The organism is Micrococcaceae bacterium Sec5.7 (assembly GCA_039636785.1).
Lineage (GTDB): Bacteria > Actinomycetota > Actinomycetes > Actinomycetales > Micrococcaceae > Arthrobacter.
Genome location: CP144169.1, coordinates 2,538,415 through 2,554,615 on the forward strand (window position 1 = coordinate 2,538,415; position 16,201 = coordinate 2,554,615).

The 16,201-nt window shown below is 63.1% G+C and carries 9 protein-coding genes, 2 tRNA genes and 1 pseudogene; 3 read left to right on the forward strand and 9 right to left on the reverse strand.

Annotated features, from left to right (window positions below):
• Positions 1-61 precede the first annotated feature (61 nt).
• On the forward strand, positions 62-853 hold the full coding sequence (locus V3C33_12080; protein XAS66239.1) for a PspA/IM30 family protein: 792 nt from the start codon (positions 62-64) through the stop codon (positions 851-853).
• 672 nt (positions 854-1,525) lie between these two features.
• On the opposite strand, the gene V3C33_12085 is transcribed toward V3C33_12080, so the two are convergent.
• The 5 genes from V3C33_12085 to V3C33_12105 form a co-directional block, all read right to left on the reverse strand.
• Positions 1,526-2,458 (reverse strand): cytochrome b/b6 domain-containing protein, encoded by a 933-nt coding sequence (locus V3C33_12085; GenBank protein XAS66240.1) that lies wholly within the window; start codon positions 2,456-2,458, stop codon positions 1,526-1,528.
• A 138-nt stretch (positions 2,459-2,596) separates the two neighbouring features.
• Positions 2,597-2,673, reverse strand: a tRNA-Met gene (locus V3C33_12090).
• Between the two features lie 757 nt (positions 2,674-3,430).
• A tRNA-Met gene (locus V3C33_12095) sits at positions 3,431-3,504 on the reverse strand.
• 237 nt (positions 3,505-3,741) lie between these two features.
• Positions 3,742-6,690: a UPF0182 family protein gene (locus V3C33_12100; protein ID XAS66241.1), complete on the reverse strand. Its 2,949-nt coding sequence runs from the start codon at positions 6,688-6,690 to the stop codon at positions 3,742-3,744.
• Between the two features lie 194 nt (positions 6,691-6,884).
• A complete protein-coding gene (locus tag V3C33_12105) occupies positions 6,885-8,033 on the reverse strand; it encodes a S16 family serine protease (protein ID XAS66242.1) in 1,149 nt (382 codons plus the stop codon).
• A gap of 216 nt (positions 8,034-8,249) precedes the next feature.
• Between V3C33_12105 and V3C33_12110 the strand changes: the two genes are divergently transcribed.
• On the forward strand, positions 8,250-9,743 hold the full coding sequence (locus tag V3C33_12110; GenBank protein XAS66243.1) for a zinc-dependent metalloprotease: 1,494 nt from the start codon (positions 8,250-8,252) through the stop codon (positions 9,741-9,743).
• Here the strand turns inward: V3C33_12110 and V3C33_12115 are convergent.
• The 4 genes and pseudogenes from V3C33_12115 to nudC form a co-directional block, all read right to left on the reverse strand.
• Positions 9,740-10,866 (reverse strand): annotated as a pseudogene (locus V3C33_12115) (IS630 family transposase). The gene V3C33_12110 and the pseudogene V3C33_12115 overlap by 4 nt on opposite strands.
• Positions 10,867-10,900: 34 nt before the next feature.
• On the reverse strand, positions 10,901-11,536 hold the full coding sequence (locus V3C33_12120) for a M48 family metallopeptidase (protein XAS66244.1): 636 nt from the start codon (positions 11,534-11,536) through the stop codon (positions 10,901-10,903).
• On the reverse strand, positions 11,536-13,686 hold the full coding sequence (locus tag V3C33_12125) for an ATP-dependent DNA helicase UvrD2 (GenBank protein ID XAS66245.1): 2,151 nt from the start codon (positions 13,684-13,686) through the stop codon (positions 11,536-11,538). The genes V3C33_12120 and V3C33_12125 overlap by 1 nt, the downstream gene beginning before the upstream one ends.
• 48 nt (positions 13,687-13,734) lie before the next feature.
• Positions 13,735-14,760 carry an NAD(+) diphosphatase gene (gene nudC, locus V3C33_12130; GenBank protein XAS66246.1) on the reverse strand — a complete coding sequence of 342 codons (1,026 nt, stop codon included), beginning with the start codon at positions 14,758-14,760 and terminating at the stop codon, positions 13,735-13,737.
• Positions 14,761-14,909: 149 nt separating this feature from the next.
• On the opposite strand from nudC, the gene V3C33_12135 reads away from it, so the two are divergent.
• Positions 14,910-16,142: a phosphotransferase gene (locus tag V3C33_12135; GenBank protein ID XAS66247.1), complete on the forward strand. Its 1,233-nt coding sequence runs from the start codon at positions 14,910-14,912 to the stop codon at positions 16,140-16,142.
• The last annotated feature ends 59 nt before the right edge of the window (positions 16,143-16,201 follow it).

The window sequence follows — 16,201 nt, forward strand, 5'->3', positions numbered from 1 at the left end:
CGCTACAACAACTGTTCACTGAATCCAGTGGCAACCACTGAGCAGGACGAAAGGTAACACCATGGTTAAGCAGTCCATTTTCGGCCGCATCGCGCAGCTCGCAAAGGCAAACATCAACACTTTGCTGGATCAGGCTGAGGATCCGCAGAAGATGCTGGACCAGATGGTTCGGGATTACACGAACAACATTGCGGAGGCCGAGTCCGCCGTGGCCCAGACCATCGGCAACCTGCGCATGCTCCAGGATGATTACCACGAGGACGTCAAGAACGCCCAGGACTGGGGCAACAAGGCACTCGCCGCTTCCCGCAAGGCCGATGAATACCGCAGCGGAGGCAACGGAGCCGACGCGCAGAAGTTCGACAACCTGGCCAAGGTTGCCCTGCAGCGCCAGATGTCCTCGGAGAACGAGGCCAAGTCCTCTGAGCCCAACATTGCTTCCCAGTCCGAGGTGGTGGACAAGCTCAAGACCGGCCTGGATCAGATGAAGGGCAAGCTCAACGAGCTCACCAGCAAGCGCAACGAGCTCGTTGCCCGCGCCAAGACGGCCAGTGCACAGTCGCAGGTCCACGATGCCATCAAGAGCATCGACTTCATGGACCCCACCAGCGAGGTGGGCCGCTTCGAAGAGAAAATCCGCCGCGAAGAGGCCAAGGTCCGCGGCCAGCAGGAGCTCGCGGCCTCGAGCCTTGACTCCCAGTTCAATCAGCTCGAGGATCTGGGGGAGCAGACCGAGATCGAAGCCCGACTGGCCGCGCTGAAGACGGGCAGTGCCAAGCCGGCTATCGGTGCCGCGGGTGCCGCTTCTGCATCAGGCTCCACCGTTGATGAAGCCGACTTCGACAAGCTCTAAAGAGTACATCCGGCGGTGATCCGCCGAAGCAATAAGAGAGGCCGGGGCTCCTGAGGATCCCCGGCCTCTGCCACGCCCTGCGACGTGGAAGCCGTGGCGCCCTGGGCGACGCGGGCGAAGTCAGAGCCACCGGAAGCTGACGGCCTGTTCGCCCGCAGCAGTGAGACCTGCTCCTGCAATGCGGCTGCCCGGGCGGACCGCACCGCTGTCCTACGCCTGCCGCAGGCAATTCCGCAAGCCAGCTGCCCACAATAATTAGGATGATGCGACGACGGCCGCGGAGAATTCGTCTGAACTGTGCCGGCATCCTTGCAGTAGCTGGGCTACCAACAACGGCTCGTCATGAACCTGGACACGCAGCTGGCGATGATGTCAGAGACCTGGCGGCGCCGGTCCTCCCCCGACCGGGGCGAGCCGCGAATGCCCGGCGACGTCCCCGCATACCTTCCGGGTTTTCACTCCGGTGACCTAAAGCAAAAGGTTCGACGCGGGCGGCAGTTACCAGCGCGGTTTGTACCGGAGCTTTCGATCCTGGACGACAGGAAGCTCCACGAACGGTGGATGCACCAGGCCCGTGCTCTGGGCTACCCTGAACCAGTAGTGGGTCTCGCGGAATCGCACGTAAGCGCGCGCCCTGGAGCCGTACCAGCGGCTCAGAGACAGCTGACCCGGCTAGCGGCTGACTTTCCCCATAAGTGAGGCCACTGGCCGCAGGAACAGCGGCCTGGCGAGGAACCAGGCGGCGACCATGACCGCGATGGAGGCCGCAAAGATCCAGAATCCGACCCAACTGATGTCGTCGCTGCCGCCGTACATGTGGTTTAGGTTTCGCAGCGCGCCGGTCGCAAGGACTAAGAACACGTGGACCACGATGAACGCCACGAAGTAGATCATCACGGGGAAGTGCACTGCCCGGGCGGCCTCAACCGGGTAAAGCCGGTTGAGTGTGGCAGCTTTCTTCGGCCAGGCAGAAGACATCCTCAGGCCAGTGACAAAGGCCAGTGGCGCGGCAACATAGACGGTCGCGAAATAGGTCAGAAGCTGCAACGCGTTGTAGTTCACCCAGCCGTTCTCCGTGGGCCAGTTCAGCGAGGCGTACTGCAGACCAGCCGAAATCGCGTTCGGGAAAACATCCCAGCTAGTGGGAATAATGCGCACCCACTGCCCGGTCGCGAACAACAGAATCGCAAAGACCACGCCGTTGAGGATCCAGAGGGCGTCGAGAGTGAGGTGGAACCAGAGTTCCAGCGTAATTTTGGTGGGCGGCGTTTTGGTCTTGATCAGGCCCTTGTTATTCCTCGTCCAGTGCCCGCTGGGGCGCGTAGTGGTCCGCACCTGCCACCCCGTCCGGATGATCAGCAACAGGAAGAAGCCGTTGAGGAAATGCTGCCAGCCCAGCCAGGCCGGAAAGCCCACCGGAGCGCCCGCCGGCAGCTCCGAATGGCCCGGATAGTCCGCCATAAACGAGCTGACGCCGGAGAGGCCCGTAATCCACTTTGCCAGCAACACCACCAGCAGCAGGGCCATCAGGACAGCGGGCACTGCCCAGTAGAGTTTCGCCCATTTGCTCTTGGCGGTACCGGGCTTCTTCGTCGGTGTGGACATCGAACAACATTCCTCTCGAGAATGACTGGCCAGTGCTCAAAAATCTGAGGCTCTGCGAAAGAGAATACTAGGGACTGCTACTAATTGGACAAAACAAGAGGCCCCGACCGGCTTGTTGCCCGGTCAGGGCCTCTCTTGTGGTTGCGGGGACAGGATTTGAACCTGTGACCTCTGGGTTATGAGCCCAGCGAGCTACCGAACTGCTCCACCCCGCGTCGCTTGATCAACAGTACCCTACTTTCCAGGGCACCTTTGCCACTGGCTGCGATGGCCTCAACGCCTACCCGCACACAGCGGGTGAATTATTGGGTTGTAGGAAAAAATGTGTGCAAGGAATGAGCCTGCCTCCCAGTGCTGGGGCGGTATCACGGCGATCGCTATGCCCTGAGACCCTTGGTTGTAGGGGTACTCGTAATTCGTGGCAGATCACCGGGGACAGCAGTGGTGCGATACCGAGACGAAAGCCGCGTGGGCCGCCTTGCTGGCCCGTTTCCCCGCGCCGCGGGTCGTGATTACCGACGGCGGCTCCGGCATCGCCGCATCCCTGTCCGAAAGCTGGCAGGAGGCCGCCGTCCAACGCTGCCTCGTGCATGTTCAACGGAACGTCCGCACCTTCCTGACCAGCCGGCCCAGACTGCTGCTACGGGCCCACCGCGGGATGAGCGAAGCCCACCAGAAACGCGCCATCGAATGGTCACCTCTACCTCCGCAGCGAAAACCCCGCACGACCGGCGTCACTGATCGAGACCCACCACTATCAGCCCCAACGACCACAACAAACAGAGGTCATCGAAAGCACTCCCGGACCAGTGCGCCACAGCACCGGACTCTGCGCAGAAGAAGGGCTTTGGGCCCGCAAAAGGCTCGGCCGGGCGCTCCTGACACGCCCGAGACTTACACACATTTTTCCTATAACCCGCTTAAACCAAAAAGTCCGGGACGCTGTTTCCAGCGTTCCGGACTTCTTGTCAGTTGCGGGGACAGGATTTGAACCTGTGACCTCTGGGTTATGAGCCCAGCGAGCTACCGAACTGCTCCACCCCGCGTCGCAAGATCAACTCTACCTCGCGGTGAACGGCGGGCCAAATCGAAGTGACGTGATCTGCGTCTCCCCGACTCCACAGCACGCCGCTGAGCTGGGGAAACTTCTCAGAATGCGGAATCCCCGGCACTCAAAAGGCCGGTTTTCCGGCTCCGAAAGGAGCCGGAAAACCTGCTTCAGAGCTGACGTCTCTGCTGTCAGGCTGCGCCGCAGCTCACTCGGCTGCTGCGAACCGCCAGCATCAGCTGCTTGGTGACGGCGAAGGCGCGGGTGTTGCTGTGCCGGTGGCACCCGGCGTGGGTGTGCCCCCGGATGTTGTGACAGCCACCTTCGCCTCGGCGTCAATCGCTTTCTGGAGCGCCGCGGCAAGCTTCTTCTGCTGCTCACCATATGTGGCGAAGTCACCGGCAGCGAGGGCCGCCTGGCCGGCCTTGATGGCGGCGTTTGCCTCCGCCAGAGCAGCCTTGAGATCAGCCTTGGCATCCGTACCCCCGGGAGCAGGAGTGGTTCCGCCGCCAGGATTTGCGGGAGTCTGGCCGTTATTGGCCACGTCGCCTGCGGTGGCGCCGGAATCCCCGCCGAACAGCTGCTTCAGGGCTGCATCCAGGGTTGGGGCGAAGCCGATCTTGTCGCCGAAGGCCACCAGTACTCGCTGAAGCGTGGGGTAGGACGTTTCACCCGTGGATTTTAGATACACCGGCTGGACGTAGAGGATTCCGCCGCCCACGGGAAGTGTCAGCAGGTTACCGTTGAGCACATCCGAGGCTCCTTGCCTAAGAAGGTTCAGTGCCTGCGAGACTGTGGGGTCCGAGTTGAACTTGTTCTGGGCCTGGCCGGGACCGGGCACCTGTGTTGCCGGCGGTATCTGAAGGAGCCTCAGCTGCCCATAACTCTCAGCCTTAACCCCCTTCACCTTGCCGGCGTCCGAATCTGCGGCAAGGAAGCCATAGAGCACGTTGCGGGCGTTGCCGTTCACAATCTGCGGAATGAATGATGATGTCAGCTGGAATGCGGGCTTGTCCTGGTCCGGCATCTGCAATGACATGTAGAACGGGGGCTGCTTGACGTCCGCGTCGACGGTGGGGTCATTCGGAACGCTCCAGGCGTCATCGGTCTTGTAGAAGCTGACGGGGTCAGTGACGTGGTAGCGCCCCAGGAGCTCGCGCTGGACCTTGAACAGGTCTTCCGGATAGCGGACGTGACTCATAACATCACCTGACATCTCGGAGTAAGGCTTGAGAGAGGTGGGGAAGATGTTCTGCCAGGCCTTCAGGATGGGATCCTGATCATCCCAGGCGTAGAGAGTAACGGAACCATCGTAGGCGTCAACAGTGGCCTTGACCGAGTTGCGGATGTAGTTGACCGAGCTGTTCGGCAGGGCAACGGAGCGCCCGGACGTGGTTTGCGAGTCCGCAGTGGCATCGGAGAGCTGCTCCTGTTGCGAATACGGGAAGTACTGGCTCGTGGTGTATCCGTCAACAATCCATTTGACCCGCCCGTCAACCATGGCAGGGTAGGCGTTGCCATCAACGGTAAGGTACGGCGCTACCTTCTGGATCCGCTCGCGAGGATTGCGCTCATAAAGGATCTGCGATTCCTCGTTCACGCCGTCGGACAGCAAAAGATCCGAAGACTGGAACTTGATCGCGTACAGGATCTTGTTGAAAAAGCTGCCTACTTTGGGGCCACCGTTGCCCTTGAAGGTGTACTGGGTCTCGCCGTCACCTTCCTTGGCAGACGGGCGGTCCTGCTCACGATTTGCCGCACCGTCAGGGGCCCCCACTATGGAATACTCAGGAGAGTTTTCGCCAAAGTAGATGCGTGGCTCGTACGTAGAGTCGTTGCCCAGCACACCAGTGGACGGGATGCCTGCCTGCAGGAAATCGGGCTTGCCGTCAACGGTGAACTTGTTCCCCTTCGCGGCCACCACACCGTAACCATGCGTGTACACAACATGCTGGTTGAGCCAGCCCTGCTGGTTGGTGCTCAGGTTCGCCGGGTTGAGCTCACGGACTGCGATCACCGTGTCCTGGATTTTGCCGTTCACCTCGTAGCGGTCCACGTTCAGCGCCTCGGGGAACTGATAGTACGGGCGGTACTGCTCCAGCTGCGAGAAAGCGTCTGAAATCAGGTTGGGGTCCAGCAGCCTGATGTTCGCCGTTGTCTGGGCATCCGGGGCGAGTGCACCCGTGGTGGCGGTGTTCGTGGCGTTGTACCGGTCAACCTGGATCTTATCCAGCCCGTACGCCGCGCGGGTCATCTCGATATTGCGCTTGATGTATTCCTCTTCAAGCGTCTGCTCTGAAGGGCGGACCTGGAACTGCTGGATGACCCAGGGATAAACGCCACCCGCGAGAATGGAAGTGATGATCAGCATGGCCATGCCAATCACCGGCAGACGCCATTTGCCGATCACGGCCGCAACGATGAACAGGATGGCCACGAGAGCGGCCGCCACCGCCAGGATAGCCTTGGTGGGGATGACAGCGTTGACATCCGTATACAGCGCGCCAGCCCAGCGTCCGCCGCTGTTCTGCACCGAAGCATAGCGGTCTAGCCAGAAGTTAGTGCCAAGAAGCAACAGGAATGCAGCGCCGGTCACGGCGAGGTGGATCTGAGCGGCGCGGCTGGTGAAAATACCGCGTTCCATCAGGCGGATGCTGCCGTACAGGTAGTGGGTGAGGATGCCGGCGATGCCGGCCACCACTACCACACTGATCAGGAAACCGGTGACGAAGCCAAGGAACGGCAGCGTCATGAGGTAAAAGCTGATGTCCAGACCGAACAAGGGATCATTCTGGCCGAACGGCTCCTGGTTGAAGAACAGGAGGACCTTCTGCCACTGGCTGGCTGCGGCGCTTCCAGCGAACAGGCCGAAGAGCACCGGAAGGCCGATCATCACGACACGGCGCACGGGTTCCAGCTGCGCCTGGTAGCGGTTCAGGTTGTCCCGGATTTCGGAGTCCGGTGCGTACACGGGCCTGGCGTGGTAGGCAATCCGGATTGCAAAGAAGACGGCAGCAAACATGATGGCGAAGCCGGCGGCGAAGATGCTGATCCGAGCCAGGTTCTCCGTCAGGAACACTTGGAAAAATCCGAGCTGCTGGTACCAGAGGACGTCCGTCCACACATTGGCGAAGAAAATGAAGCCGACCACAACGAGGGCAACGACAATCAGCGTCGGCGTCAAGGCACCGCGCCTTGGTTGGGGTCTTCCGGGCGGGGTGGGGCTGGCGGGACGGGACAAACTCGGTACCTCATAGCTGGTCGTCAGATTAACATTCAGAGCGTGCGTGTGATCGACTTCCGGCACCGGTCAGACAGAGTGGCAACGGCCGTCATATCTGCCACGAGTGGCAGCGAAGCTTAGTTCCTCAATTCAGTCTAGTTGCTGGTGCAGACGGGAAGTCCCGAGGTATCCCCGCCCGAACCGGCAAGCTCCACCGCTTGCCGGGCTTCGGACAGGTTCTCCACCTTGACCACCTGGAGTCCGTCGGGAATATGGCCAACAACCTCGTTGCAGTTGGCCGCCGGAGCCAGGAAAATGGTGGCTCCCCCCGCCCGGGCCCCATGCATTTTCTGCCCGATTCCGCCGATTGGGCCCACCACGCCTTCAGGCGTGATGGTGCCGGTTCCGGAGACATACTTGCCGCCGGTGAGGTCCCCCGGCGTCAAGGTGTCAACGATTCCCAGCGCAAACATCAGGCCGGCGCTCGGGCCACCCACTTTGTCCAGGGAAATCTTGATGTCAAAAGGGAACGTGAAACGGTACTGGAGCATCACGCCGAGAATGAAACGGCCCGAGTCGGTCTCCGCCGGCGTGATGGTCTGCGTCACGGGCGCACCCTTGCGGTCGACGACGACGGTAGACGGTTTCCCTGCACCGGCGGCCAGCTCCGCCTGAATAACGGTCAGGGACGTGACGGGCTTGCCGTTGATCGAGGTGAAGACGTCATCTGCCTGAAGCTTCCCCTTCGACGCTGATCCGTCGGAAAGGCCTGCGACCTGGAGTTTCTGCTCAAACGGAATCCCGAGTTCGTTGAGTGCGGACGCCACAGCGTTTTCCTGAGAGGTTGCCATGGCCACCGCGCTCTCCTGCTGGGATTGCTCCTTGGTGACGCCGGTGGGGAAAATCAATTCCTCCGGGTAGACGGCCTTAGATCCGTCCAGCCAGGCCGCGAAAGCCCCAAAGACACTCACAGGGCCGTTGGGTCCGCCGTCAACATAAACAGTGGTGAGGTCCAGATTTCCTTTGGCCGGAAAGCTTTTATGCCCCGTCACGCTGATCACGGCATTCCCGTTGTCCTGTCCCAGTGTGTTGAAGGTTGGCCCGGGAGACTCCACCACGTAGGGAACCGGGATGCTGGCCGCGGCAATACCAAGTCCCACGGCCACGACGCCGGACACCACCATGGCCCGAAACCTGTGGTCGCGTGCTCTGCCGCGCCGGGAGCGGGTGCCGTCAGCCCGTCTGCCGCTTGCCAAGTGAGCAACAGGCTCTTCGGTGGGCTGATCGCCCCGTGTAATCGTCACTGAAGGACCTCTCCGTACCGCAGTTGCATGCCGGGGCAATGTGACTGAAACCAGGCACGCCGGCAGCCTGCAAACATTCCGATTCCTAACACTACGCGCTCGGCACCCCCAGAGCTCTTTGCCTACAGCGAACGTGACCCGCTTTCGGCAGACAGCCGCTCGTGCGCCGGGGTACCGTGAAGTTGATCAACAGTCACACCGACGATCGGCGGGATCATGACCTCCAACCCACTCAATCCGTCCAACGGCGACGACACCCCAAAGGATCCGCTGGCAGAAATGCTGCAGAACCTGATGGGCGGCAAGGGCATGGAAAACATTGACCCCGCCGAACTGGCAAAGGCAGCAGGGCTGCCGGACGATCCAAATCTGCTGGCCCAGATGTTCTCTCAGGTCCAGGCCATGATGAGCGCCCCGTCCGAGGGCCCGGTCAACTGGCAGCTCGCCCATGAGAACGCCAGGCGCGTGGCCGCCAGCAGCACTGACCCCTCCGTCACGGCCCTGCAGTCGCGGGAAGTGGACGTGGCACTGCGGCTTGCCGAACTGTGGCTTGACCAGGTGACAGACCTTCCGGCGACCGGACTCATCGGCCGGGCATGGTCACGCGCGGAGTGGGTTGAGGAGACCCTCGGAACGTGGAAGCGGCTCACCGAGCCAGTGGCGAACAGCATTGCCAACGCATTGTCCAGCGCCATGACCGAACAGATGCCCGAGGAAATGAAGTCCATGATGGGCGGTGCCTCCTCCATGCTGCAGAACATGGGCGGGGCTATTTTCGGCATGCAGCTGGGACAGGCCATTGGCGCTCTCTCCGCCGAGGTGGTCAGCTCCACTGACATCGGCGTCCCCCTTGCCGATCTGGAGATGGCGCTGCTCCCGGCGAATGTTTCCAAGTTCGGCGAAGGACTCAGTCTCCCGGAAAACGACATCCGGTTGTTCCTGGCCGTTCGCGAAGCTGCCCACGCACGCCTTTTTGTTCAGGTTCCTTGGCTTCGCGGGCACCTGCTCGGTGCCATCGAGGCCTACGCACGCGGCATTCACATTGACACCTCAAGAATTGAAGAGCTCGCCAGGGACCTTGACCCCAGCAACCCCGAAGGTATCCAGGAGGCACTGTCACAGGGGGTCTTCATGCCGCAGCGGACACCGGCCCAGGAACAGGCACTGGAAAAGCTTGAGACCGCCCTCGCGCTCGTTGAAGGCTGGGTGGACGAGCTGACGGCAGCCGCCACCGAGAACGTTCTGCCCTCAGCGTCCGCTCTTCGGGAGACCGTGCGGCGCCGCCGGGCCACCGGCGGCCCGGCCGAGCACGCCTTCTCGTCGCTCGTGGGGCTGGAGCTCCGGCCCCGCCGGCTCCGCGAAGCCGCCACGCTCTGGGCATCGCTCAAGGACGAGCGCGGCATTGATGGCCGCGACGCCATCTGGAAGCACCCGGATCTGCTCCCTACGGCCGGGGATCTTGACGATCCCCAAGGATTCAACGCCCGCCGGAAACTTGCCGAAGCCCGCGACAGCGAAGTGGATGACGCACTGCAGAAACTACTGAGCGGCGGCTTTGACACCCCGGCCGGGCCGGATGCCTCCGGCCCGGACGAAATAGCTGGGGACGCCGCCGGCGGCAGCGAACCGGCTGCAGGCACAGAGTCAGACAGCAACAGCGAACCCGACGCCGGAGCCGATCCGGAAGACGGACAGGAACCGAAAGGCTAGTGTCCCGCGCCTGAAATTCGGTTCAGAAGTCGTCCGAGGGATTCGAGGATTTGTTCGGCGGTCTTTTCCACGTGAAGGGTGTGGGGTTGGTGTTCCAGTCGTTGACCCATTTGCGGATGTCTGCCTCGAGCGCCTGGACGCTGCGGTGGTCGCTGCGGCGCAGTAGATCCTCGGTGACGAATCCGAAGAACCGTTCGACCTGGTTCAGCCAGGAGGAGTAGGTCGGGGTGAAGTGCATGTGGAAGCGCGGGTGGTTCTCGAGCCAGGTCTTCACCGCCCGCGTCTTGTGGGTCTGATAGTTGTCGCAGATCAGGTGGATCTGCAGGTCCCCGGGCACCTGGGCATCGATCTTGGCCAGGAACTTCTTGAACTCCAGGGCCCGGTGCCTGCGGTGCAGACTGGAGATCACGGACCCGTCCGCGGTGTTCAGTGCCGCGAACAAGGTCGTGGTCCCGTGCCGGACGTAGTCGTGGGTGCGCTTCTCGGGCATGCCCGGCATCATCGGGAACGCCGGCTGGGACCGGGCCAATGCCTGGACCTGGGACTTCACGTCCACGCTGAGCACCACCGCCGACTCCGGCGGGCTCAGGTACAAGCCCACCACGTCGTAGACCTTCTCGACGAACAAGGGGTCGTTGGAGAGCTTGAAGCCGGCGGCCCGGTGCGGCCTGAGCTTGAAGCCGTCGGCCCGGTGCGGCCTGAGCTCGAAGGCCCGCCAGATCCGTCCGATCGTCGATTTGGAGAGCCCGGAGCGTTCGGCCATCTTCGCCCGCGACCAGTGCGAGGCGTTCTTCGGCGTTGATTCCAGCGTCGCGACCACGATGTCCTCGACCTGTTCGGCGGTGATCGTGGCCGGACGCCCGGGCCGGGGGTCATCGACCAGCCCGTCCAGGCGCTGTTCCAGGAACCGGCGCCGCCACTTCGCCACCGTGTGCGGCTCGACTCCGCACCGGGCCGCGGCAGCCACGTTCGTCAGCCCCTCCGCACTGGCCAGCACGATCCTCGACCGTACCGCCAACGCTTGGGATGACTTCCGCCTCCGGGCCCACCGGGCCACCGTCTCACGCTCGTCGTCCGACAGTTCCAACGCGGCCTTCGGCCGCCCGCATTCGCCATACCCCATTTACAATTAAGAAACGAATTTCAGGCGCATGACACTAGTCGGCGTCGGCGGAACCTGCCACGCGGGCAGCCTGAGCGGCCGGGGCCCCGTCCGAGGCGGCCAGCCCGCGTGACGTTGCGAATGAAACGCCTTCGAGGAACGCCTTGGCACGCCCCGTTTCCGGGTATGTCTCCAACAGCTTCCAGAACGCGGCATTGTGCCCCGCAACCAGAAGATGCGCCAGCTCGTGCAGCAGCACATAGTCGATAACCCATTGCGGCATGGGTCGGAGATTGTCCGAGAGCCGGATGGACCCGTCAGAAGGTGTGGCGGATCCCCACCGTGAGTTCTGGTTGCTCACCCAGCGGACCGACGTCGGAATGGCCCGCCCGCCGAAGTAGCGGCCGGAGAGTTCCGTGGCGTGCGCGGCGAGCGCTGCATCGGTTGCAGGACGTCGCTTGCCCCCGCCTATGGATCGTTTTGCACCCTGCAGCCGGAGCTTCTCGAGCATCCGCCCCACCCATTCGAATTCCTGGGCTTTGCTGAAGTTCGCCGGAATTGCCACTACTGCCGTGCCGTTCTCCCAGAACGCCGCAACGGTCCGGCGGCGGCGGGCGGAGCGCCGCACCACCACCGGGGCGCCGTCGTCGGTGGTCAGTTGTGCTCCCCTTGATCTTTGTGGCTGAGGCATCAGAGGGTGGCGCTTTCCACCAGTACAGCGAGGACGGCCTCGCCGTACCGCTCAAGTTTGGACGGGCCGACGCCGGCCAGCTCGGCCAGCTCCTCCAGAGACGCCGGCCTGGCCTCGGCAATGGCTGTCAGCGTTGCGTCGGTGAAGACCACAAATGCGGGAACTTCAGCCGAGAGCGCCACCTCCTTCCGCCATTGCCTTAGTGCGTCGAACGTCTGCTCCTCGTAGCTGGGCGGGCACTGGTTACAGCGGCCCACTTTGCGCTCTGCACCGCTGGAGAGCATGCTCCCGCAGACCCTGCACACGGCCGGTGCGGCGGCCTTTCGGCGCGGCGGAGCTCCCTTTCCGCGCGCCGTGGAACTGGCCACCGAGTCCGGCCTCAGCCCGTCGAGGAAGCGTGAGGGCTTGCGGTTGGCCCGTCCTCCCGGGGTTCTGGCCGTAGACCACGACAGCGCGAGGTGCTCGCGCGCACGGGTAATGCCCACATACAACAGACGGCGCTCCTCATCCACATCTTCCGGTGTGTCCGCGAAGGAAATGGGCATCAGGCCTTCGCTGAGGCCGACGAGGAACACGGCGTCCCATTCCAGGCCCTTGGCAGCGTGCAAGGAGGCCAGCGTCACACCCTGAACGGTGGGGGCATGCTGCGCCAGTGACCGCTCCTGGAGTTCGTTGACGAAATCCGACAAGCTGAACTCTGCCCCCCGGCTCAGAACAAGTTCGTCGGCAAGGGCAACCAATGCGGCCAGTGACTCCCACCGCTCCCGCAGCGCACCCCCGCTGTGCGGTGGCGCCTCGGTGTAGCCAAGGGAGGCGACGATATCGCGCACCAGCTGCCCGAGAGGCTCAGGCTCTGCCGATTCAGCCGCTGCCCGGGTGGCTGCCCGTAACTGAAGGATGGCGTCCCTGACCTCCTTGCGTGCGAAGAACCGCTCCCCGCCACGGAGCTGATAGCCGATCCCGGCAGATGCCAGGGCCTGCTCATACGCTTCGGACTGCCCGTTGGTGCGGAACAGCACGGCCACCTGGCTGGCCTGTGTGCCGGCGTCGAGCAGTTCACGGACCTTGATGGCAACAGTGGCTGCTTCGGCTTCATCGTCTGCGCACTCGGTGAACTGGGGCACGGGACCCGCGGGGCGCTGCGCCACGAGCTGAAGAGGGGCGGCCCAGGCCGCGTCGGCCACAGGGCCGCCGCTGCGGCGGGCGGCCAGCAGGTCGTTGGCGAGTTTCACCACCTGCGGCGTGGAGCGGTAGTCGCGGATCAGCTTCACAACATTGGCTTGGGGGTACATGCCCTTGAACCCGAGCAGATGCTTGGGCGAGGCGCCGGTAAACGAATAGATCGTCTGGCTGGCATCGCCCACCACGCACAATTCGTCGCGACCGCCGAGCCACAGTTCAAGGAGTCGTTGTTGAAGGGGCGAAACGTCCTGGTATTCGTCCACCACAAAGTGCCGGTACTGTTCGCGGACGGTGGCTGCCACCTTGGCATCCTCCTGGAGAATGCCCACCGTGATCAGCAGGACGTCCTCGAAGTCGATCACATTGCGGTCCGTCTTGACGTCCTCATAGGACTGGAAAACCCGCGCCACAGCCGTGAGGTCGAATCCGCCGGGAGTCCCCCGGTCGTGCGCATTTTCAAGATAGTTTGCCGGTGTCAGCATGGAAACCTTTGCCCACTCGATTTCCGAGGCAAGGTCCCTGATGGAGGCCCGGTCCGTACTCAGCCGCAGCCGGCGGGCTGCCTCGGCGATCATCTGCGCCTTGTGGTCCAGCAGATTCGGCAGGGCGCCACCCACTGCCTGGGGCCAGAAGAACTGAAGCTGCCTCAATGCTGCCGCGTGAAAGGTCCGAGCCTGGACGTTGCCGACGCCGAGATCGCGAAGACGGCTGCGCATTTCGGCAGCAGCACGGGCCGTAAAGGTGACGGCCAGGAGACGTTGTGGACTGTAGACACCTGAGTGCACGCCGTACGCAATGCGGTGCGTGATGGCGCGGGTCTTGCCCGTGCCGGCACCGGCAAGCACGCACAGCGGGCCGTTCAGTGTGCTGGCCACCTCACGCTGTTCGGCGTCGAGCCCGCCGAGGATGCGGTCCTCGAGCGACGCGCCGTCAGGAGACGCGGTGTTGTCAGGATTCTCGTTAGTCACTTCTGCTGCTCAGTCGCCGGATGATGTCTGTTCAATTAAAGCCGACGGTCATTCGACGGCGGGACGGTCCAGGATGACTCCGCCGTACCAATGTTCAATAAGTGACCGCGCAATGGACAACCGGCTGGAGATGACAATTTCGCCGCTCAGCACAGACTCCTGCAGCTCCTCGCGGCTGAACCAGCGCGCCCGGGTGACCTCAACGCCGTCGGGCTTTGCTTCTGCGTCATCGGTTACGGCGGTGAATCCAAGCATCAGCGATGCCGGAAACGGCCAAGGCTGGGAGCCGAGGTACTGGCAGGCAATGACCCGCACCCCCACTTCTTCCTGGATTTCCCGCACCACAGCCTGCTCGAGTGATTCGCCGGGTTCAACGAAACCCGCCAGCGTCGAATAGTTTTTCGCATCGCTAGGGCCACCGCCGCCGAGCAGCAGGCGATCGTCCGGCCCTACCACCGTGACAATGATGGCGGGATCGGTGCGCGGGTAGTGCTCCGAACCGTCAGCCGGGCAGCGGCGCACCCAGCCGCCGGACTCCACGAGCGTGGGGGTGCCGCACCGGGGGCAGTGGGTGTGGCTGCCATGCCAGTTGGCGATGGCGCTGGCTTCGATGAACAGGGCAGCATCCGTGGCATTGAGCCGGGCGGCGACGTCGCGGAACCCGGCCCAGGAGGCATCGGCGGGGATGCCCGCAAGGCCGGGCTCCACCGGTGCAGCGAGGACCACCAACACAAGTTCCGTGCCTGCCGTGAGTTCAGAGCCCTCCAGCCCTGAGCCCAGATACACCAGCTGCTCTGGCGCGGATCCCATCCTGCGGAGCTCGTCCAGCAGCGCGGACCCATCCATAAGCAGCAGTCGAGTGCCATGAAGCAGAGCCTGGCGGCCGGAAAGGACCATTGCGCGTGTGCCGGCGCCTGCTAGCAGCTCTTCGACCATCCCCGGCTTCATCCGCCGGACTGAACCTCGGTCCACAAGGGCAGGGCGCACCGGAAGCACGGTATCGAACAGGTGGTTGGCCGGCAGTTCTCTTGCCGGCAGCTGATTTGCCGGTGCCGCGGACTCCGCATGACTCATGTATCCACCGTACTGACTCGGGCCGACAATTGACATTTTAGCCCTGCATCTGGCTCCTGAAGCTGACGACTGGCTGTGATTTAGGGCTGATATGGAGACTCGCCGATACACATCGTCGTCTTGGACGCCAGTCAATCTACCGTGGAGGCGTGAGAAGAGAACCGATCGAACTGGCAGCTGTGGCAACCGCGGCAGTCCCCGGGCTGACCCCGACCGCAGTAAGCTCCGCACCGGACGATCCTGCGGACTTCGACTCCGCCCTCCTGCTGGACTCCGAAGGCAAACGCTGGCGCGTCCGTTCGCCACGCCATGCGGAGGCAAGTGCGAGGCTGGAGACTGAATTTCTGGTGCTTCGCGCCTTCGCTCCAGGAATCAGGGCTGAACTGCCTTTCCTGATGCCCACCGTGGCAGGCACCGTCCGCCAGGGAAACCTCAGTACTTTTGTTTACTCACACCTGACCGGAGCCACCAGGAGCGTCGAAGACCTGACCACGGGTTCTGCAGCGCTGGCCAAGGAAATCGGGACCGCCCTGGCCGCCATCCACGATCTGCCCCACGCCCTGGTCAGCAATGCGGATCTGCCGAGCTACACCCCGAACGAATTCCGACAGCGCAGGCTGAACGAACTCGACCAGGCAGCCACCACGGGCAAGATCCCCCCCGTGCTCCTGCGCCGATGGGAACATGCTCTGGAAGACGTCTCCCTGTGGCGCTTCAACCCCTCCGTGGTCCACGGCGATCTCCACGAGGACAACCTCCTGGTCGACGGGGAACGGATCACCGCGGTGACCGGCTGGACCGATCTGCGGATCGGCGATCCCGCAGACGACCTCGCCTGGCTGGTTGCCTCGAACGAACAGGACTTTGTGGATGCTGTGGTCCGCAACTACACCGAGAGCCGCAGGGACACCCCTGACACCCATCTGCTGCGGCGTGCGGCCCTTTCGGCGGAGTTTGCGCTGGCGCAGTACCTGGTCAAGGGCATTGCGGCCGGCGACCAGGAAATGATCTCCGAGGCAGAAAGCATGCTCGAAACTCTCGCCGCCGACATCGCCGAGCACGGCGGGCAATCCATCAGCGTTGAACCGTTGCCTCAACCCGCTGGGGACGCCGGAAGCGCATCACAACCCGCCGCAGCAGCACGGCCCGGTGAAACGGCTGCGAGCGCTGACTCAGCAGGACGGTCAGCACCCGCAGGCGTACCGGAACCGGTATCCGACGAAGGTGTTGAACCGTCATCAGCGGCACTGGCCCCAGTGCATGTCATGCCGATTCCGACAGACGAGGACCCGGAACGCCGGACACATTCCCGGCCGGTGGTTCTTTCCGCTGACGACACGTCAACAGCTGCCCTCAAGTTTATTGACACCAAGTTGCCCTGACACCGCGTCACCCTTGCACCAAGTATCCCGAATAGGGCCGGTAGGGACTTCGTATCCCG